The following is a 19,134-nucleotide window of genomic DNA, read 5'->3' as shown; positions in this document are numbered from 1 at the left end:
AACTGGCTGCACCTAGCATGCAGGCCGAAAAGGTAAATTTTTTCCTGAGGCCGACATGCGTGGATTTGATAAAATTCGAACCTTCCTTGCAGATGCCAGCGGGAATGTTGCGACGATTTTCTCGATCGCGCTGGCACCGCTGACGCTGATGGCGGGCGGCGCTGTGGACTTCAACCAGGCGATGGGCGCCCGTGCGCGTCTCGCCGAGGCGCTGGATTCTGCCGCGCTGGCGGTTGGCAGTCAGCCCGGTCTCGACGAGGACAGGGCCGAAGCAATGGTGATGGATTACATCACCGCAAACTACCCGGATCGCGATCCCGGTTCGGTGCAGAATGTCCAGGTGTCGATCGATGAACGCAACGGCATCGTCCGGGTTTCGGGTGAATCCCAGGTCCAGACCACGATGCTCGGCCTGATGGGCATGGACGCGATCACCGTCGACTGGATGAGCGAAGTTATGCGCGCGCGCATGAATCTCGAACTCGTCATGGTGCTCGACAATACCGGTTCGATGTCCGGCTCGAAAATCCGGGCCCTGCGCGATGCCGCCGAGGTGCTGACCGAAACCCTGTTCGACAATGCGTCCGACAGGGATGCCCTGAGCATCGGCCTCGTACCCTTCGCTGCAACCGTGAATGTCGGCACCCAGTTCGCGCGGGCCTGGTGGCTCGATCCCGAGGGCGAGGCGCCGCATCACGGCTCATGGATGGCCGGCGAGGCCGGAGACCGCAACAACGGTCACGGCAATGACGCCGATGGCTGCGATGACGGCAATCCGGGTCTCGGACAGGGCCGCGGCCGGGGCGGCGGTCAGCGCGACCCGGACAGCGACGCGTGCAACAACGAGGCGCTGCCGACGCATTGGGATCTGTTCGACGATCTGCGCAACACGAGCTGGGCCGGCTGTGTCGAAGCCCGCCCGATGCCCTACGACATCGAGGACGAAGCGCCCTCCGCCAACAATCCCGAGACGCTGTTCGTGCCCTATTTCGCGCCGGACGAGCCGGACGGGTACTGGAATGACTATCTCGACGACGGCCTGTCTCGGCGCGACCTGCGTGACATGGACGTATGGGACGTGCTGGGTCAGACGAGCCATTACAGCAATGGCCGGCCGTCGGGCGGCAATCCGAACCGGGCCTGCACGACCCAGCCGGTCACGCCGATGACGAATGACGAACGCACGATCCTCAATGCGATCCGTTCGATGGGTGCCAGCGGCAACACGAATATCCCGAACGGGATTGCCTGGGGCACGCGTCTGTTGTCGCCGCAGGAACCCTTCACCGAGGGCGCGCCCTTCGGCGACCGCGAGACGATCAAGGCGATGGTCATCCTGACCGACGGCGAGAACGTGATCTCGGGCGGCAATGGCGAGCTGATGAGCGATTACAATGCCTATGGCTATGCCGCCCAGGGCCGCCTTGGCGTTCGCACCTCCTCGGGCCGCCGCCTGTCGGAAGCGCTGGACGACCGCACGCTCGCCGCCTGCGCCTATGCCCGCCAGCAAGGCATAAGGGTCTATACGATCACCTTCCAGGTGAATTCGTCCTCGACCCGCCAGATGATGGAAGAATGCGCCAGCCATCCGAGCCTCTATTTCGACAGCCCGTCGAGCGAGGCGTTGCGCAATGCATTCGAACTGATCGCCGGCGACCTCAGCAATCTGCGCATTTCGCGCTGACCGCTTAGACGCCCGTTAGGGACATCCCGAAGAACCGCGTGCGGAACCCCCGTACGCGGTTCTTTCATGCCCGGCCGGAGGAGGCGGGGCATGGTCGGAACCTTTGTGAACCGGTTTGCGGCGCGCACGCATGGCAATGTCGCCATGGTGTTCGCACTGATGCTGCTTCCGATGACGCTGTTGTCGGGTGCGGCGGTCGATTTCCATCAGGCGATGAATGCCCGTGCCCGGCTGGCCGAGGCGCTGGATGCCGCCGCGCTGGCGGTCGGGGCCTCGCCCTACATCTCCGAGACGACGGCCGAACAGCTCGCCGCGGATTTCATCACGGCGAATTTCCCGGCACGGACGATCGGCCGCGTGGGATCGATCCAGGTCGTGTTCGATACGGCAGCGGACGCGGTCCGGGTTTCCGGCGAGGCGATCGTCGATACCGGTTTTCTCCGCCTGATGGGGATCAAGACGCTCACGGTCGACTGGGAAAGCGAGGTGGTACGGGCAAGGCAGAACCTCGAACTCGTCATGGTGCTCGACAATACCGGCTCGATGTCGGGGTCGAAGATCACGGCGCTGCGCGACGCGGCACGGCTGATGACGTCGATCCTGTTCGAAAACGCATCGGATTCCGACCGGCTCGCCATCGGGTTGGTGCCGTTTTCCTCGACGGTGAATGTCGGCACCCAGTTCGCGCGCGACTGGTGGCTTGATCCCGATGCTCAGAACCCCGATCACGCGGCGCACTTCTCCCCCGCAGCCAATCGGTGGGATCTGTTTGACACGCTGCAGGGGGCGAGCTGGCGGGGCTGTGTCGAAGCACGCCGGGTGCCGCTCGACATCGAGGATGCCGAACCCGACCCGGCCGATCCGGCGACGCTCTTCCTGCCCTATTTCGCGCCGGACGAACCAAGCGGATATTCGAACTTCGCCAACAGCTATCTGTCGGACCAGACCTCGTCGACGAATCTGCTCTACCGGCAGACCAATACCGCGAAATACTGGGGCCGCGATCCGAGCGGCGACGGACCGAACTGGGGGTGCACGGCGCGGCCGATCACGCCGCTGACCTCCCAGCGCTCGACGATCGACACCGCGATCAACGCGATGATCGCGAGCGGCACGACAAACATTCCGATCGGTGTGTCCTGGGGAGTGCGGGTGCTGTCGCCGCAGGCTCCGTTTACCGAGGGCGCCCCGTTCAGCGATCGCGACACGATCAAGGCGATGGTGATCCTGACCGATGGCGAGAACGTGTTGAACGGCCGGTCGAACATCAATTATTCGGATTATTCCGGATACGGATTTGTCCGCGAGGGCCGTCTGGGCGTCGTCACGTCAAGCGACAGCGCGCTGTCGAACGCGCTCGACGATCGTACGGCGGCGGCGTGTGCCTATGCCCGCGAACAAGGCATACGGGTCTATACCATCACCTTCCAGGTCAGTTCGACCTCGACGCGCGACATGATGCGGGATTGCGCCACGCATCCGAGCCTGTATTTCGACAGCCCGTCGAACGAGGCGCTGCGCAACGCCTTCGAACTGATTGCCGGCGATCTGACCAATCTGCGCCTGTCACAATAAAGCTCCTGTTTCCTCCCCCGTTTACGGGGGAGGTGTCGGCGCAGCCGACGGAGGGGGGAATAGCCCCCCCTCACCCCTTCGGGGCACTCCCCCCGCAAGCGGGGGAGAAACACAATTGCGGAACTTGCGGCGCCTCAGCCTTCCGGGCAGTTCGCGTCTTCGCGCGTGGGCAGGCACAGCAGTTCCATGCGGAAATAGAGCGCCTGGTTCGGGCCGATCGGTCCGCCCGGCGTGCCGCGCGGGCCGTAGGCGAGATCGGACGGGATGAAGAGTTCCCATTCCTCGCCGGTGCGCATCAGACCGAGGGCTTCGACCCAGCCTGCGATCAGGCGGTTGGACGGGAAATCCTCCGGCGCCTCTCGCTCATAGGAAGAGTCGAAGCCGTCGCCATTCGGGAACAGGCCTTCATAGTGGACGCGCACGATCTCGCCGGCTTCGGGCGAGGCGGCCTCTTCACCGGCGGCGCGCAGAACGCGCAGGCGCAGGCCCGACGGCAGGGCATAGACGCAGGGTCGCTCATCGATGGCTTCAAGCCAGAGTTCGGAATTGAGCTGGTTGCGGTCGCCCTGCGACGGGGCACCATTGAACTCGGCCTCGGGCGTGCCGGCATAGGCGTCCTCGAACTGCGTCAGGTCGCAGGATCGCGCGGCGACGAGGACCGACGCCGCGTCTTCGGGATTGCCGGGCACGGGCTGGGCCGGAGCGGCCGAGCAGGCAGCGGCGGTCAGGGTAATGGCGGCAAGGGCGATACGGCGCATGATTTTGACTCCGGGTCGTGAACGGTTCGGCCCGAGGTCTAGCGCAGACCGCCCGCCGCGCGGAAGACCTATTCGCTTTCGTCTGCGGCCCCGGCCGGTTGCATCATGCCGAGAATGGCCGGCCAGTTCGGCTCGAAATAGGCGAAGGCCGCATCCCAGGCCTCACCCTCACCCCAGCCGTCATGGCGGATGGTGACGCGGGTCTGTGCCTCGTTCAGCGGTTCGAAGCGGATGGTCAGATGGGTCAGGTGCGGCCGGACCTCCTCCATGTAGGGCGGCAGGGCCCAGGTGATCGACAGCAGTCGCTGGTCCTGCATCGCCAGGATGTGCGTGCCCTCGCTGCCGCGCATGCCCTCCGGCGCGTCGGGCAGGAACCAGATCTCGTAGCGGCCGCCCGGCTCCGGTTCGATCAGCGCGGCCGGCGCGAAGAAGGACAGGCCTTCCTCGGTCGTCCACATCTCCCAGGCCTCGGCAACCGGCCGGTCGACCACGGCTTCGGCCTCGATGGCGCGTTCGGATCGGATCGGGGCGGCCTGGATCAGAACCGACAGAGCCAATTCAGTCAGCATCGGTCTGTCCTTCGGCCACGGTCCTCATGCGATCGAGTACATACGGCCAGGCGCGCTCGAAATAGGTCTCCGCCTCGGCCCAGCCGGGGCCGGTCCCATACCCGTCATTGACGAGCGTCACGCGCGTGTGCGTCTCGTCGACCGGTTCGAACCGCAAGGTCACATGCGTATAATAGGCCCGGGTTTCCGGCAGGCTGGGCGGCGAGCGCCAAAGGAAGGAAAGCATCCGTCCGGCTTCGAGCGCGAGCAGGATGGCTCCGTCCGACCCCTGCTCGCCCTCCGGGGCGTCGGGAAGCATGATGATCTCGTAGCGACCGAGCGGGGCAAGGTCGACGCGGGCGCCGGGCGCGAAAAAGGACAGCCCCTCGGGCGTGGTCCACATCGCCCACAATTCTTCCGCCGGAGCTTCGATGACGGTTTCGGCGTTGACCTGTCCGTCGATGACGAAGCCGGGCTGCTGAACGGAAGCAATGAGGAGGATCGTCAGCATGATGCGGCCCCTACTTCAGTTTCGAGGCGGTGAAGGCCGCAGCAAAGGCCGCCGGCAAGGTCGGCAGCGAAGACACGACACCTGACCCGATCGTCGGCCCGGCCGGCAGGACGGACCAGCCCGGCAGGATGGCGTATTGCCCGACGATCACAACGCAAAGCGCAAGGCCAACATGAATTGCGGCCTTCACCCATCCCTCGGACTTCATCGCTGTCAGGATAAGCCACGCCGCAGCCAGCGCATAAAGCGCGAATCCACTCAGCATCGGCACGAAGCCGGACGCGTCGTCTGCAGCTCGCAGCATGTCGCCGAGGCCCTCGCCATACATCGGGACGATCATGAATTGGGCGGTCACGCCGCTCAGCAGGAAGCAGACAATAAAGAAGACTACAAACGTCGCGCCGAGGCGCAGCGGATTGAACATTGGGACCCTCCTCCCCGTTTCGCGGGGCTTGTCATCCGCCCCGAACCGCCCCATCTAGACAGTGTCTAGTTATACGAGTCAAGACGGATTGCGATGCGCACCGATCACGACACCCTCACCAAGCCGCAAGGCCGCTATCACCATGGCGATCTCAGGAGCGCGCTTCTGCGCGCGACGGAGACGCTGATCGCCGAGCACGGCACCGGGGCGGTGTCGCTGCGTGAGGTCGCGCGCATCGCCGGCGTCAGCCACGGCGCTCCAGCCCACCATTTTGGTAACAAGGACGGCCTGATGCTCGCCTTCGCGCAGGACGGCTGGGACCGGATGATCGAGGCGATCCTCACTGCGGTAGAAGCCGATCGTCCGGGCGACGGCCCCGCCTTTCTGGTCAGCGTCGGGAAGGCCTATGTCCGGTTCGCGATGGCCAATCCCGGCCAGTTCGACGTGATGTTCCGCCGCGACCTCTACGATCTGAGAGACCGGGGCTATCTCGGCGCAGGCGACAGCGCCTGGGTCTTCCTGGAAGACACGATCCAGCGCTGCATCGATGAAGGCTTCGCGCCGCCCGGCGCCGCCCAGACATTCACCATCATCGCCTGGTCTATGGTCCACGGTCTGGCAGCGTTATGGAATTCCGGCCGCGTCCGCTCCCGCTTCGAAAAACTCGACCCCGACCGTATGAACGAGCAGGTCAATGAGGCGCTGACCACGATGATGTTCCCGGGACGGCCCGCATAAAAAGAGAACGGGCCCCGGAGTTCCGGAGCCCGCCTCAATGCACTCGCCGGGCGAAGCGCCTATTCGGCCGCTTCGTTCGGCAGGATGGTCACGCGGAATTCGGCATCCGGATCGAGCCAGGTCCGGGCCGCGTCCACGATCTCGTCGCGCGTGATCGACTGGTAGTCCGCCGTGATCGACCGGATCCGCTCGAGCTGGGAGGGGTCCTCGAAAGACCCGCTGAGCCAGCCGAGCCAGGTCGCATTGCTTTCCTGGGCTTCCTCGATCTGTTCGAGCAGAGGCTGGCGGGCGCGGTTCATCTCGTCGTCGTCGATCTCGCCATTGCGCATGTCGGCGGCGAGATCCTCGATCGCGGCATAAACCGCGTCGGCATTTTCCGGACGGATGTCGACGCCGACCCAGAGATAGCCATAGCCCGGATAGACATCGGATTCGTAGTTCGAGTTGAACGCGGAGTAGGTGAAGCCTTCGGCCTCGCGCAGGCGTTCGGTCAGCTTGAGGTCCAGCACCTGGCGCAGCATGCGGATGACGCGGGAGCGATGCGCGTCGTCATCGCTGACCGTCGGCCAATAGACATTGACCATCGACTGATAGTCCTGACCGTTGTGGCGCAGCACGACCGGCTCGGCGGTCGGCTCCGGGAAGGTCACGGTCCGGTTTTCCTCGTATTCCGGCCAGCTGCCGTCACGTTCGGGAAGCGCGCCGAAGGTTTCCGCGATGGCGTCGATGGCCGCGTCGATGTCGATGTCGCCGACCATGGTGATCTCGATCGGCGCGCGCGCCAGCGCATCGTTGAGATAGGCCTGGGCGTCCTCGATCGTCACCGCGTCGAGTTCTTCCTCGGAGGGGTAGCCGTAGCGATTGTCACCGCCACGCAGCAGGCGCGCGACTTCGAGCTGAAGCAGGCCGGACGGGGAGGAGCGCAGATTGCGGCGCACTTCCGGCGCCACTGCGCGGTATTGCGCCATGCCTTCCGGGCGCCAGCCCGGGTCGGTGATGAAGGCCGCCATCAGCTGCATTTGCAGCTGGAGATCGGTCGGGGTGGTCGTGCCGCCCATGACGAAGGCGTCCTCGCCGACACCGAAACCACCGCCGACACTGCGGCCCGCAAGGACGCGCTGCAACTCGTCGGAGGAATGCTGGCCGAGACCCGAGGACTGGAAGATGGCGGAGGCGACCGTGTCGACGACTTCGCCATCCGCACGCGGTTCCAGTTCACCGCGGCCGAAGCGGAGCGAAACACGGATGACATCGTCCTCGAAGTCGGTCGGCTTCAGAGTCACGCGCACGCCGTTTTCGAAAATGAGCCGGGTCAGGCCGAGGTCCTCGACCTCGGCGCGCTGGACGACCGTGCCCGGCGCACCGAAATCGGTGTAGGCGAACTCGCTCGCGCCGGTGTCTTCAGGCGCTTCGACATCGACGGCTGCGCTGTCCTGCCAGGCTGATGCGACGGCCGCCTCGGCATTCTCGATCTGAAGCGAGGTGGCAAGGAAGACCTGCGGCTCGATGCCGGCCCACTGGGCGTCGAACGCCGCGTTGACGGCTTCGACCGTCATGTCGTCGACGCGGTTGTTGAACCGCTCGAGCGCGGCCGCCGGCGTGCCGAAGACATTGCCGTAGCGCCAGGACGTCCAGATGCCGCCCGCCAGATCGGAGTTGTCGCGCGTGCCGGCCTGGTCGGCGGCGTTCTGCAGCGAAGTCCGCATGTTGGAGATCTGCTCGTTCAGCTCACCCTGGGTGAAGCCGAACTCGCGGGCGCGGCGCAGTTCCTGTTCGAGGATGGCGAGCGCCTCCTGCCAGCGGTCGGGCTGGGAGACGCCGAGCATGCTGGCACGGGTCGCGAAATCGTATTCGCCTTCGGAATAGCCGACATTGGCCTGGATCAACGGCGACGTGCCGGAACTGATGATCGACGAGAGGCGGCGTTCCAGCATCGCATTACCGAGCGCTCGCAGGCCGTTCTCGAAGCGGGCATCGGCGGTGTCGGGCTCGCGCTCGCCGGGACGGATCGCATCGATCGTGACGATGGTGTAGATTTCCGGATCGTGGAAATAGCCGGTGTCGAAGCCGCGATCGGGATCGACCTCGCCCGCCACCGGGTCGGTGCGGGCGTCTTCAGGCTGCTGCCAGTCCGCGAAGGTCTCCTCGATCTTCGCTTCCATGACGTCGAGATCGACATCTCCGACGACGACGAACATGGCCCGTTCAGGCGTGTAGAAATTCTCGTAATAGTCGACGAAACGCTCGCGCGGCGCCGTCTCGATGACTTCGGGTGTGCCGATCGCATCGCGCTGCGCCATGAGTGATCCGGGATAGCGGAATTCGGCGAGCTCGTTGTTCCACCGGCGCAGCGGCGTATTGCGGAACCGCTCCTCGGACAGGATGACATTGCGCTCGCGGTCGATCGCATCGGAATCGAGCAGCAGATTGGACGCGGTTTCGCGCATCAGCATCATGCCGGTGTCGACCAGCTCCTCGTTCGTGTCCGGCAGGTTCAGCATGTAGATGACGTATTCGCGGTTGGTGCCGGCATTGGTATCCGGACCGAATTCGAGACCGTAGCGCTCGAGCAGGCGAACCATCTCGCCTTCCGGCACATTCTCCGAGCCATTGAAGGCCATGTGTTCGAGGAAGTGGGCGAGACCGCGCTGATCGTCGGCCTCGTTCATCGAACCGGCATTGAAGGCCATGCGAAGCACCGCCGTGTTGGACGGTGTTTCATTGCGCATGATCGCATAGCGCATGCCGTTTTCCAGCTGGCCGTAGCGAACCGCGGGATCGGCCGGAAGGTCGCTGGCGTCATGCGCGAAAACGGCCTCGGAGCCGGCCGTCGCCTGCGCGCGCGAGGCATCGGTCCCATCGCCGGTGTCTGCCGGCGTGCACGCGCCGAGCGCGCTCGCCAATGCGACGGCGGATAGCCAGCCAAGAATGCTCGAAGCCCGTGCGAAAGCCGTGGTCATACCGGATCAACCCCTGATGTATCTGACAGCAGGGGGAACCTAACGTCCCGCGCGGTAATGTCTAAGTGAAATTCCGGTCAGGCTTTCGGCGCGGCAGGGGCCGGATCGACGATCAGAACATCCTTCGGGTCATCATGTTCGGCCACCCAGTGACCCTGTGCGACCTCGATCAGCTTCGGGCGGTATTGCTCGGCATGCGGATCGTCCACCAGTTTCGACTTCATGAAGCGGAGCTGGGCCCGCGGGTCCATCGGCGACGGCAGGTCGCCATCGAGCTTCACGCGCTCACGCGAGCGCTCGATCTTCGGATCCGGGATCGGTACGGCTGAAATCAGCGCCTGGGTATAGGGATGGCGGGCGTCGTCATAGATGTCCTTGCGGTCGGCCATTTCGACCACACGCCCGAGATAGAGGACCATGACGCGATGGGAAATCTCGCGGACGACCGAAAGGTCGTGCGAGATGAACATCATCGACAGCCCCATGTCGCGCTGAAGCTGCTTCAGAAGATCAATGATCTGCGCCTGGATCGACACGTCGAGCGCGGACACCGCCTCGTCGCAGACGACCAGTTTCGGACCGAGAATCATCGCGCGGGCGATGCCGACGCGCTGGTTCTGCCCACCCGACAATTCGTGCGGGTAGCGGTTGATCATGTCGGGGTCGAGCCCGACCTTGCGCATCATGCCGCGCACCGCGTCCTGACGCGCCGACTTGCGCATGTCGGGGCGGAAGACCTGCAGCGGTTCGGCAATCGACGCGCCGATCGACATGCGCGGGTTGAGCGAGGCGAGCGGGTCCTGAAAAACGATCTGCAAATCCTTGCGGGCATTGCGCATCTTCTTCGGGTTCAGACCGAGCAGGTCCTTGCCGAGCCAGGCGACGCTGCCGGCCTTCGCCGGAACGAGGCGCAGAATGGCGCGGGCGAGCGTGGACTTGCCGCAGCCCGATTCACCGACCACGCCCACGGTTTCGCCCGGGAAGAGGTCGAAGCTGACACCATCGACGGCCTTGAGCGGCTTCGATTGGGGAAACAGGCCGCCCGACACGCGGACCGGGAACCACACCCTCACATCATTGACACTGAGCAAGGGCTCCCGCGCTGCGTCGCGGTCGAGCGGCGCGAGGCCTTCGTGCCCCGGCTTGTCGGGCTGGTCGATGCGGGGCATCGCGTCGAGCAGCATCTGCGTGTAGGGGTCCTTCGGCGCGGCAAAAATGTCTTCGGCGGCACCGCTTTCGACATAGACGCCATCCTTCATCACCTCGACGCGGTCGGCCATGCGCGCGACCACACCCATGTCGTGGGTGATCAGCGCGATCGCGGCACCGGTCTCGCGCTTGAGTTCGTCCATGATGTCGAGCACCTGGGCCTGCACCGTCACGTCGAGTGCGGTGGTCGGCTCATCGGCGATCAGCAGGTCGGGCTCGCACAGCATCGACATCGCGATCATGACGCGCTGCCGCATGCCGCCGGACAATTCGTGCGGATACTGTTTCAGCCGCCGGGCGGCCTCGGGAATGCGGACGCGCTCGAGCCATTCCAGCGAGCGCCGCTGCGCGGCATCGCCGGACAGACCCATATGGCGTTGCAGCACCTCGTTCATCTGCGCGCCGATCCGCATGTGCGGGGTCAGCGAGGTGAGCGGATCCTGAAAGATCATGGTCATCGACTTGCCGCGGACCTTGTTCAGCTTGCCGCGCGGCAGGTTCAGGATTTCGTTCCCGCGATAGCGGATCGACCCGTCGGCCTTGCCGTTCGAGGACAGCAAGCCCATGGCCGCGAGGAAGGACTGGCTCTTGCCGGACCCCGACTCGCCAACCACGGCGAGGCATTCGCCGGGATTGATGTGCAGGCTGATTCCACGCACGGCGTGGACCTCGCCATCCGGCGTGTCGAACCGGACATTGAGGTTGTCGACGGCGAGAATGGGGGCGTTCTGGGTGTCGGATTTCACGCGGACCGGCCTCGTCTTCGAAGTAAGGCGACAATAACGGGAGTGCGTGCATACACCATCCCCATTCGCATGAGGACTGCCTGCACACAGAGCAATCGCAGTATCATGCGGGAAACCGGATGATTCGGATTGATGACCCAGAAAGCCCGCCCGCCCGCCGATCCGTCCGCCTACGGCCGTGATCGCATTGCCGAGGAAGCATCGCGGCTGGCTGGCGAGACGGTCTTCACCCTGCATCGCGACGGCTGGGCCTTCATGGAAGGCCCCCTGACCGAACGTCTGGGCCTGGGCGGCGGCATCTGCCTGCTCGATATCGACGACTGGCATGGCCGCCAGCACCCGGAAGACGTCCCGCGATGTGATGCCGCGCTCGCCGCGCTGGCGCCCGGCCGTCCGATGGCCGTCGAATACCGGATCCGGGACGCCAATAACGAATATGTCTGGATCTTTTCGCGCGGCGGCGTCGTCGAAGCCGATGCCGACGGCAACTGGATCCGCATGTCGGGAATCGTTTCCGACATCAGCCGGAGAAAGAATCTCGAATCACAGCTGCACGCCAATGAAGCGCTGGTCCGCGAGGCGCTGATCTCCGGCAAGGGCGGAGTGTGGTCGCTCGATCTCGCCACGATGAGCGGACAGGTCGCCGGTGTCGCCACGTCGATCACGGGGCTCGATTCGGGAACCGGCACGATCACGCTCGAGCAATGGCGCCAGGCGATTCACCCCGACGACCGGGCGCTGTCCTTCGAAAGCTTCGAACACATGATGTCCGGCGAGGTCTCCGAGGTCGAATACCGGATGCTCGGGCGCGACGGGGACTGGTTCTGGGTCCGGAATACCGGCCGGGTCGTCGAAACCGGCTGCGACGGGCAGCCGCGTCGCATGGCCGGCCTGCTCGCCAACATATCCGAGCGCAAGGCGCTCGAACGCCGGGTCGAACAGGTCAATTTCCACCTCGCCGAGGCGCTCAAGGCCGCCGATCTGGCCGCCTGGCGCTACGATCTCGTCAAGCATGTCGCGACGATCCGCGGCGACCTGGCGGCGCGCCTGGGGGTCGACCAGGACAATCCCGTCATCCCGGGACCCGAATGGATGGATCACGTTCACCCCGACGACAAGGGCGATGTCATCCGCAAGACGCTGGCGGTGGCGGAAGGCAAGGCCAATTCGTTCGAGGCGCTCTACCGTGCTCAGGACCGGTCGGGCGAATGGCGCTGGATCCGTTCGACCGGCCGGGTCGTCGACCGGTCTCCCGGCGGCACTGCGCTGATCGCGGCGGGCGTGCTGAAGGACGAGACCCGTCAGATCGCCCTGGAAACCGCCCTCGCGGCAGAGCGCGACCGATTCCGGGCGACCTATGCCGAAACGCCCGCGATGATGCATTCGATCGATCGCGAAGGCCGTCTCGTGAATGTCAGCGACTACTGGCTCGCCCAGATGGGATATGCCCGCGAGGAGGTGATCGGCATGCCCGCTTCGCATTTCCTCGTGGACGAGGACCGGGAGCGCGCGCGCCTGAAGATCCAGCCCGATTTCTGGCGCGACGGGGCGGTCGCGGACGTCCCCTACCGGTTCAGGACGAAGTCGGGGGCGATCATCGACATCCTGCTGAGCGCCGTGACGGAAAATGATGCCAGTGGCGAACCGGTGCTGGCGCACGCCGTGCTGGTCGACGTGACCGAACGCAATGCACTGCACCGCGCACTGGTCGAGGAGAAGGACCGGTTCGAGGCGATCTATCGTGCGACGCCGGCCATGATGCACACAATCGATGCGAGTGGTGCGATCATCCAGGTCTCCGACTACTGGCTTTCCGTCATGGGTTATGACCGCGATGAGGTGATCGGTCGGAAATCCACTGATTTTCTCGACGCCGAGTCGCGGCTCCAGGCCGAAAGACAGAACCTTCCCGACCTGTTCCGCTACGGCAAGAACAACGATGTGCAATACCGCTTCGTCAAAAAGTCCGGGCAGACGATCGATACCTTGCTCAACTCCTTCCTGGAGCGCGACGGCGAGGGCAATCCGATGGCAAGTTACGCGGTCATCACCGATATCTCGGCGCTGCGGCGGGCCTATGACGGGCTGAAGCGATCGAACCGGGAACTCGACCGCTTCGCGGCAGTGGCATCACACGATCTGCAGGAACCGCTGCGCAAGGTCGCTGCCTTCGCCAGTCTCATGCGCCGGCGCTATGCCGACCAGCTGGACGAGGAAGGCCGGCGTTGCCTCGATTTCATGAATGACGGCGCGCAGCGCATGCAGCTGCTGATCGACGACCTGCTCAGCTATTCGCGGCTGGGCAACAAGCCGCTGAGAACCGAGACATTCGACCTCGGCGAGGCGGTGCATGACGCGATCCGCCGCCTCGACGTTCAGATCGAGGAATCCGGGGCACGGATCGAAATCGAATCCACCGGACTGATCGAGGCCGACCGGCCGGTGCTGACGCAGATGATGCAGAACCTGATTTCAAACGCCGTGAAATACCGCGGCGTCCGTCCGCCCCTGGTACGAATCGGCCTGAGCGAATCGGCCGATGGCTGGAAGGTGTTCGTCAGTGACAACGGGATCGGCTTCGACCCGCGGTTCGCGGAGAAGATTTTCGCTCCCTTCCAGCGATTGCACTCCCGAGAGGCTTATCCCGGCACGGGGATCGGCCTGTCGATCGTCCAGCAGGGCATCGAACGCCATGGCGGGCATGTCGAGGTCGAGAGCGTTCCGGGGGAAGGCTCGACCTTCCTGCTGCATCTGCCCCGTCGGATCGACGGCCTGTCCGCGCTGACGGCCTGATCACTCGAAGCGAAGCGCCTCGATCGGGTCGAGCCGCGAGGCGCGATGCGCGGGATAGAAGCCGAAGAACAACCCCACGAAGACGGCCGCTCCGATGGCGATGCCGGCAATCGCCGGGTGGATCGAAACCGGAAAGCCGCCGAGATTGCCGATCCCGTAGGCACCGGCCACGCCGATCGCCATGCCTGCGATTCCGCCGGTGACGCACAGCACGACACTCTCGATCAGGAACTGGTTGCGCACATCGGCGCGGCGCGCCCCGACGGCCAGCCTGAGACCGATTTCCCGCGTCCGCTCCGTGACCGAGACCAGCATGATGTTCATGATGCCGATCCCGCCGACGAGCAGCGAAATGACCGCGGCAGCGGCGAGCAGCACGCCGAGCTGGGTCTCGGTCTCGTTCCGGGCGCGGATGAATTCGGCGAGATTGTTCACCGAGAAATCGTCTTCCGCTCCGGGCTGGATGTTGCGGCGGATGCGCAGCAATTCCTCGAGATCGGCCACGGCGTGGCTGATATTCGTTCCGGGCGCGACTTCGGCGTAAATCGTGAAGACCGGATCGCGCACCCCGAGCTGGTAGCCAAGCAGGCGCGAGCGCGTGGTCGTGATCGGCGCGAAGACCGTATCGTCCTGGTCTGTCCCCCAGCTCGACTGGCCCTTGGGCGCCATGATGCCGATCACCTCCATCTGCACCGTACCGACGCGGACAGTCTGGCCCAGCGGGTCGGCGGCACCGAACAATTCGGTCGCGACCGTGCGGCCGATCATGATGACACGGGCACCCGATCGCACTTCAGCCGGGGTGAAGGCGCGGCCCGACTCCACGAACCAGTCGCGGGCCTCGAAATAGTCGGCATGGACGCCCTGGACGTTGGTGGTCCAGTTCTCGCCGGCCACGACCAGGGGCTGGCTGCCGGACATTTCGCCTGCCACCGCGACAATGCCGGGAATCTCGTTGCGGATTGCCTCGACATCGGCGTCGGTCAGGAAGGTCGCGGTGCCGGCACCGCTGCGGCGGCCGCCGAAGGCGCTGGAGCCGGGCCGGATGACGAGCAGGTTGGCGCCGAAGCTCGCGATGCGTTCCTCCATCGCGCGCTTGGCCCCCTCGGTGACCGAGACCATGGCGATCACCGCGCTGACGCCGATGATGATGCCCAGCATGGCGAGCACGGAGCGGAGCAAATTCACCCGCAGCGCCAGCAGCGCCACGCTGACCGCAGACATGAAATTCATCGCCGGTCCTCCAGCACGCGCCCGTCGCGGAAGACGATCTGCCGCCGGGCGTGGTCGGCAACATCCTGCTCGTGGGTCACAAGGATCACCGTGATCCCCTCAGCATTCAAGCGGTCGAAAATGCCCAGCACCTCGACCGTCGTCTGACTGTCGAGTGCGCCGGTCGGTTCGTCGGCGAGCAGGATGCGCGGATCATTGACCAGCGCCCGCGCGATCGCGACGCGTTGCTGCTGGCCGCCGGACAACTGCGATGGATGGTGATCCATCCGGTCGCCGAGCCCGACCTGGGTCAGACGGGCGCGGGCGCGCTTCTTGCGCTCGGCGGAAGGCAGGCCCGAATAGAGCAGCGGCAGTGCGGCATTGTCTTCGGCGCTGGTCCGGGCGAGCAGGTTGAATTGCTGAAAGACGAAGCCGATCGTGCGGTTGCGGAAGGCGGCCAGCTGGTCCGGACCCATGCTCTCGGTCGCCGCACCGGCGACGCGCAGCGAACCCGAGGTCGGGCGGTCGAGTGCGCCGAGCAGGTTCATGAAGGTCGACTTGCCTGACCCCGATGCCCCCATGATGGCGACATACTCGCCTTCCTCGATCGACAGGCTGACGCCATCAAGCGCGCGCACCTCGCCGCCGCCCATGCGATAGACGCGGGTCAGGTCACGGCATTCGATGAGGGGGGGAGCCACTAGCCGGCTTCCCGGGCACGCGTGACCACTTCCTCGCCGGCTTCGAGCTGGCCGCCGACAATCTCCGTGGTCTGGCCATCGCTGACACCGAGCTGCACGCGGCGCTCCTCAAGCATGCCGTCGGCGCGTTCGACCCAGACACTGCCCGGACGGACTTCGGCGCGCGCCGCGGCGAGTTCCCGGTAGCGGCGCATCTGGTCCGCGGTCAGGACGTCGCGCAGGGCGTCCTCGATCTGGCGCGGAATCGACGCGCGGTCGATCGGCTGGCCGGATGCGGCCTGGGCCTGCATTGCGGTGAAGACGCGGCGCATCGCAGCCTGGGCGTCTTCCTGCTGCTGTTCGGTCATGTCGAGCTGTTCGGCCAGGCGTTCCATCATGCCGCCCCCGCCGCCCGGTCCGCCGCCGCCCGGTCCGCCGCGCCCGCCTTCACCGCCGGTCGGGGCTTCGGCGGCAATCGCCATCGCTTCGAGCGGGCCGGAGGGACGGAAGCGCAGCGCCGAATTCGGCACGGCCAGCACGCCTTCGCGCTCTCCCGTGACGATGTCGAGATTGGCGGTCATGCCCGGCAGCAGGCGTTCGCCGGGATTGTTGGCGGTGACCACGACCGTATAGGTCACGACGTTGTTGGTGTTGGTCGCGGCAAGGCGGATCTGCTCGACCTGCCCCTCATAGGTCTGACCGGGGAAGGCATCGACCGTGAAGCTCACGGCCTGGCCGGTCATGATCTGCCCGATATCGCTCTCGTCGACCTGGGCGTCGATCTGGATCTGCGACAGGTCGCGCGCGATCACGAACAGGATCGGCGCCGACATGCTGGCCGCCACGGTCTGGCCGACATCGACCTGGCGGTCGACGACGACGCCATTGATCGGCGAACGGATGACGGTGCGCTCGACATCGATGTGCGCCCCTTCCAGCGTCGCTTCGCGCTGTTCGACCGTGGAGCGCGCATTGGCGATCTGGGCGAGGGCAACGGCGCGTTCGGACTGCGACGATTCCAGCTGCGCCTGCGCGGCCTGGAGCGCCTGGTCACTGGCAATGCCGCGTTCGTGGAGCAGCGCGATCCGGTCGAACTCCTGCTGCGCGACGCGGAGATTGGCGTCGACACGCTGCAGGGTCGCCTGCTGCAATTGCAGCTGCGCGCGCGCGTTCGACAGCGAGGCCTCGGCTTCGCGCACGCGGGTCTCGAAGCTCTGCGGGTCGATGCGGGCGATGACCTGACCTTCCTCGACGGGCGAGTTGTAGTCGACCATCAGCTCGGCGATCTGGCCGGAGAGCTGGGACCCGACCTGCACCTGGACCAGCGCGCGGACCGTGCCGGTCGCCGACACGGAGCGGCGGATATCAGCCGTCGCGGTGGTCTCGGTCTCGATGACGAGTTCGGAGGCCGGCTCGCCGCGGCCGAAGAAATACCAGCCGGCAACGGCCAGCACGAGCAGGACGGCGAGGCCGATCAACCCATTGCGTAAAGTCATCTATCTTCCAACCGCTTGCGTCATGTCCCGCATGACCCGAACGCGTCCGGCCCGCAAGGTCCGTCGCCCGAACTGCGGATATAGCTGCGATTGGTGCAAAAGGCGAAGCCGGCGTCAGCGGCGCATCGCCGCGCGGGGATGGCCGGAGACTGGTGACAGCGCGACCGGCATGTCCGGCGGCACGCCCTGGCCGAGCCGGTCCTGCTCCATCGCCGCCGGCGATACGGCAAGACCGGCCTCGAAAGCCGTCAGCAATTGACGGTCGCGGCCATAGATGTCGTCGAGATAGCGCACGCGGCCGTACTCGCCGGGCGCGGCGGTGAGATAGAGGATATGGACCTCGACCGGATCGTCGATATTGACCCGCGTGGCCCGTGACCCCGCCGTCACCTCGTCGATCGCGGTGCGGTCCCAGCCTTCCTGCCCTTCGAGGATCCATTCGGCGAGATCGAACGGGTCCTGCACGCGGACGCAGCCGGACGACACGGCGCGCCGGTTGGTGACGTCGAAATCGTCCCGCGCCGGGGTGTCGTGGATGTAGATGTTGTGCCGGTTGGGGAACATGAATTTCACCTCGCCAAGCGCATTGTTGGCACCGGGGCGTTGGCGGACTCGGAAGTCCGAGAGCGACCGGGTCGTCCAGTCGATCGTGTGCGGATCGACGGCATGGCCCGACCGGTCGACGACCTGGTAGCCGGCCCAGCGGGCATAGTCGGGATTGCGCCGGATCGAGCGCAGCGTCCCGCCGCCGAGGCTGGTCGGCGTCTCCCACCAGGGATTGAACACCAGATAGGTCATGGTCGCGGAGAAGGCCGGCGTAGCGGCGCTGGTGCGTCCGGCCATGGCCTCGTGGGTCGAGACCCGGACGCCGTCGGCCCAGGCTTCGAGCCGGTAGTCGGCGACATTCACCCGGATATGCCGCCGACCGAGATCGGCAGGCAGCCAGCGCCAACGCTCCATGTTGATCGCGAGCTGGGCGGCGCGCTCATCGGGCGTGCGGTCGAGCGCCTCTTGCGTCAGCGCGCTGACAATGCCGGTCGGCTCAAGACGCGCGTCGCGCTGGAACCGCCGGACCGCGCGCTCCAGTGCCGCATCGAAGGGACGGCCCGCCGGGACCAGCGCCAGCGCCGGATCGATCTCGGCGAGGCGCTGGCGCAACCGGTCGACGCGCTCGCCCTGGCTTTCAAGGGCCAGGTCGTCGCCGTCACCGATCGGCGCATGGGTCCGCGCCTCGACGCCGAGCAGGATGCGCTCGCGGCGCAGCGCGGCATATTCGGGAAAGGACGGCGCAAGCGCTTCGAGCCCGTGCCGGATCTCGCCGGTCGCGAGCGCCGTGCGCAGATGGTCGACGAGATCGACCGGGGGCTTGTCCAGCGTCCACTCCCGCTCGACCGATCGCGGATCGACGAGGCCGTAATAGAGGTCGCCGGCCAGGGTCAGCCAGGCGTCGGTCGCCAGCCGGTCGCGCAGGCCGGGCGGCAAGTCCGGGTCGGACAGGCGCGCGTGGCCGTAACGCTCGGGCGGCAGACCATGCATCCAGGCCTCGCCGACCGCGGTGACAAGTTCGTCGAAACCGGCCGTCGTCCAGGCCGGCGCATCCTGCCGGTCGGCATAGAATTCCGCCGTGCCGACGGGCGAGAGCTCGCCGCGAATCTGCGCGTGCGCCGCGGAGGTGAGTCCCAGCGCCAGACACAGAACACCAATAACCGGAAACCGCCGCATGACCCCCCTGGTTCGCGATCTGACTTCCCCGAGCGGGCCGCACGTTAACCATATTCGGGACGGAATCGAAGGCGGATT

The 19,134-nt window shown here is 65.7% G+C and carries 14 protein-coding genes; 4 read left to right on the top strand and 10 right to left on the bottom strand.

The window, feature by feature from the left end:
* The first annotated feature begins 55 nt into the window (after positions 1-55).
* Together ACFOOR_RS06165 and ACFOOR_RS06160 are read left to right on the top strand one after the other, a co-directional pair.
* Positions 56-1,684, top strand: coding sequence for a TadE/TadG family type IV pilus assembly protein (locus ACFOOR_RS06165; protein ID WP_343165520.1), 1,629 nt, complete (start codon positions 56-58; stop codon positions 1,682-1,684).
* Between the two features lie 90 nt (positions 1,685-1,774).
* Complete coding sequence (locus tag ACFOOR_RS06160; protein WP_343165521.1) at positions 1,775-3,259, top strand: pilus assembly protein; 1,485 nt, start codon at positions 1,775-1,777, stop codon at positions 3,257-3,259.
* A 134-nt stretch (positions 3,260-3,393) separates the two neighbouring features.
* Here ACFOOR_RS06160 and ACFOOR_RS06155 read toward each other — a convergent pair whose 3' ends face one another.
* The 4 genes from ACFOOR_RS06155 to ACFOOR_RS06140 all read right to left on the bottom strand — a co-directional run bounded on the left by ACFOOR_RS06155 (position 3,394) and on the right by ACFOOR_RS06140 (position 5,500).
* A complete protein-coding gene (locus ACFOOR_RS06155) occupies positions 3,394-4,017 on the bottom strand; it encodes an FKBP-type peptidyl-prolyl cis-trans isomerase (protein WP_343165522.1) in 624 nt (207 codons plus the stop codon).
* Positions 4,018-4,085: 68 nt separating this feature from the next.
* Positions 4,086-4,586, bottom strand: a complete 501-nt coding sequence (locus ACFOOR_RS06150; RefSeq protein WP_343165523.1) for an SRPBCC family protein — start codon at positions 4,584-4,586, stop codon at positions 4,086-4,088.
* Positions 4,576-5,076: an SRPBCC family protein gene (locus tag ACFOOR_RS06145; RefSeq protein WP_343165524.1), complete on the bottom strand. Its 501-nt coding sequence runs from the start codon at positions 5,074-5,076 to the stop codon at positions 4,576-4,578. The genes ACFOOR_RS06150 and ACFOOR_RS06145 overlap by 11 nt, the downstream gene beginning before the upstream one ends.
* A 10-nt stretch (positions 5,077-5,086) precedes the next feature.
* Positions 5,087-5,500, bottom strand: a complete 414-nt coding sequence (locus ACFOOR_RS06140) for a hypothetical protein (RefSeq protein WP_343165525.1) — start codon at positions 5,498-5,500, stop codon at positions 5,087-5,089.
* Positions 5,501-5,593: 93 nt separating this feature from the next.
* Between ACFOOR_RS06140 and ACFOOR_RS06135 the strand changes: the two genes are divergently transcribed.
* A complete protein-coding gene (locus ACFOOR_RS06135) occupies positions 5,594-6,238 on the top strand; it encodes a TetR/AcrR family transcriptional regulator (protein ID WP_343165526.1) in 645 nt (214 codons plus the stop codon).
* Between the two features lie 59 nt (positions 6,239-6,297).
* Here the strand turns inward: ACFOOR_RS06135 and ACFOOR_RS06130 are convergent, their stop codons facing one another.
* Both ACFOOR_RS06130 and ACFOOR_RS06125 read right to left on the bottom strand, forming a co-directional pair.
* Positions 6,298-9,198, bottom strand: coding sequence for a M16 family metallopeptidase (locus ACFOOR_RS06130; RefSeq protein WP_343165527.1), 2,901 nt, complete (start codon positions 9,196-9,198; stop codon positions 6,298-6,300).
* Positions 9,199-9,275: 77 nt separating this feature from the next.
* The gene (locus ACFOOR_RS06125) at positions 9,276-11,153 is read right to left on the bottom strand and encodes an ABC transporter ATP-binding protein (protein ID WP_343165528.1); all 1,878 of its coding nucleotides are present in this window, start codon (positions 11,151-11,153) and stop codon (positions 9,276-9,278) included.
* A gap of 132 nt (positions 11,154-11,285) precedes the next feature.
* On the opposite strand from ACFOOR_RS06125, the gene ACFOOR_RS06120 reads away from it, so the two are divergent.
* Positions 11,286-13,946: a PAS domain-containing protein gene (locus ACFOOR_RS06120; protein WP_343165529.1), complete on the top strand. Its 2,661-nt coding sequence runs from the start codon at positions 11,286-11,288 to the stop codon at positions 13,944-13,946.
* Here ACFOOR_RS06120 and ACFOOR_RS06115 read toward each other — a convergent pair whose 3' ends face one another.
* The 4 genes from ACFOOR_RS06115 to ACFOOR_RS06100 all read right to left on the bottom strand — a co-directional run bounded on the left by ACFOOR_RS06115 (position 13,947) and on the right by ACFOOR_RS06100 (position 19,056).
* Positions 13,947-15,179, bottom strand: coding sequence for an ABC transporter permease (locus ACFOOR_RS06115; RefSeq protein WP_343165530.1), 1,233 nt, complete (start codon positions 15,177-15,179; stop codon positions 13,947-13,949).
* The gene (locus ACFOOR_RS06110) at positions 15,176-15,859 is read right to left on the bottom strand and encodes an ABC transporter ATP-binding protein (protein ID WP_343165531.1); all 684 of its coding nucleotides are present in this window, start codon (positions 15,857-15,859) and stop codon (positions 15,176-15,178) included. Before ACFOOR_RS06110 ends, ACFOOR_RS06115 begins: the two co-directional genes overlap by 4 nt.
* Positions 15,859-17,334, bottom strand: a complete 1,476-nt coding sequence (locus tag ACFOOR_RS06105) for an efflux RND transporter periplasmic adaptor subunit (RefSeq protein WP_343165532.1) — start codon at positions 17,332-17,334, stop codon at positions 15,859-15,861. Before ACFOOR_RS06105 ends, ACFOOR_RS06110 begins: the two co-directional genes overlap by 1 nt.
* A gap of 114 nt (positions 17,335-17,448) precedes the next feature.
* Positions 17,449-19,056, bottom strand: a complete 1,608-nt coding sequence (locus ACFOOR_RS06100; protein WP_343165533.1) for a L,D-transpeptidase family protein — start codon at positions 19,054-19,056, stop codon at positions 17,449-17,451.
* Positions 19,057-19,134: the final 78 nt, after the last annotated feature.

The organism is Hyphobacterium vulgare (assembly GCF_042643335.1).
GTDB lineage: Bacteria > Pseudomonadota > Alphaproteobacteria > Caulobacterales > Maricaulaceae > Hyphobacterium > Hyphobacterium vulgare.
This window is presented reverse-complemented; position numbering and strand designations above follow the sequence as displayed.

What these genes read in the sequence shown, in the direction of transcription:
- ACFOOR_RS06165 (WP_343165520.1), top strand. Translation starts at nt 56, where the DNA reads ATGCGTGGATTTGATAAAATTCGAACCTTCCTTGCAGATGCCAGCGGG.
- ACFOOR_RS06160 (WP_343165521.1), top strand. Translation starts at nt 1,775, where the DNA reads ATGGTCGGAACCTTTGTGAACCGGTTTGCGGCGCGCACGCATGGCAAT.
- ACFOOR_RS06155 (WP_343165522.1), bottom strand. Translation starts at nt 4,017, where the DNA reads ATGCGCCGTATCGCCCTTGCCGCCATTACCCTGACCGCCGCTGCCTGC.
- ACFOOR_RS06150 (WP_343165523.1), bottom strand. Translation starts at nt 4,586, where the DNA reads ATGCTGACTGAATTGGCTCTGTCGGTTCTGATCCAGGCCGCCCCGATC.
- ACFOOR_RS06145 (WP_343165524.1), bottom strand. Translation starts at nt 5,076, where the DNA reads ATGCTGACGATCCTCCTCATTGCTTCCGTTCAGCAGCCCGGCTTCGTC.
- ACFOOR_RS06140 (WP_343165525.1), bottom strand. Translation starts at nt 5,500, where the DNA reads ATGTTCAATCCGCTGCGCCTCGGCGCGACGTTTGTAGTCTTCTTTATT.
- ACFOOR_RS06135 (WP_343165526.1), top strand. Translation starts at nt 5,594, where the DNA reads ATGCGCACCGATCACGACACCCTCACCAAGCCGCAAGGCCGCTATCAC.
- ACFOOR_RS06130 (WP_343165527.1), bottom strand. Translation starts at nt 9,198, where the DNA reads ATGACCACGGCTTTCGCACGGGCTTCGAGCATTCTTGGCTGGCTATCC.
- ACFOOR_RS06120 (WP_343165529.1), top strand. Translation starts at nt 11,286, where the DNA reads ATGACCCAGAAAGCCCGCCCGCCCGCCGATCCGTCCGCCTACGGCCGT.
- ACFOOR_RS06115 (WP_343165530.1), bottom strand. Translation starts at nt 15,179, where the DNA reads ATGAATTTCATGTCTGCGGTCAGCGTGGCGCTGCTGGCGCTGCGGGTG.
- ACFOOR_RS06105 (WP_343165532.1), bottom strand. Translation starts at nt 17,334, where the DNA reads ATGACTTTACGCAATGGGTTGATCGGCCTCGCCGTCCTGCTCGTGCTG.
- ACFOOR_RS06100 (WP_343165533.1), bottom strand. Translation starts at nt 19,056, where the DNA reads ATGCGGCGGTTTCCGGTTATTGGTGTTCTGTGTCTGGCGCTGGGACTC.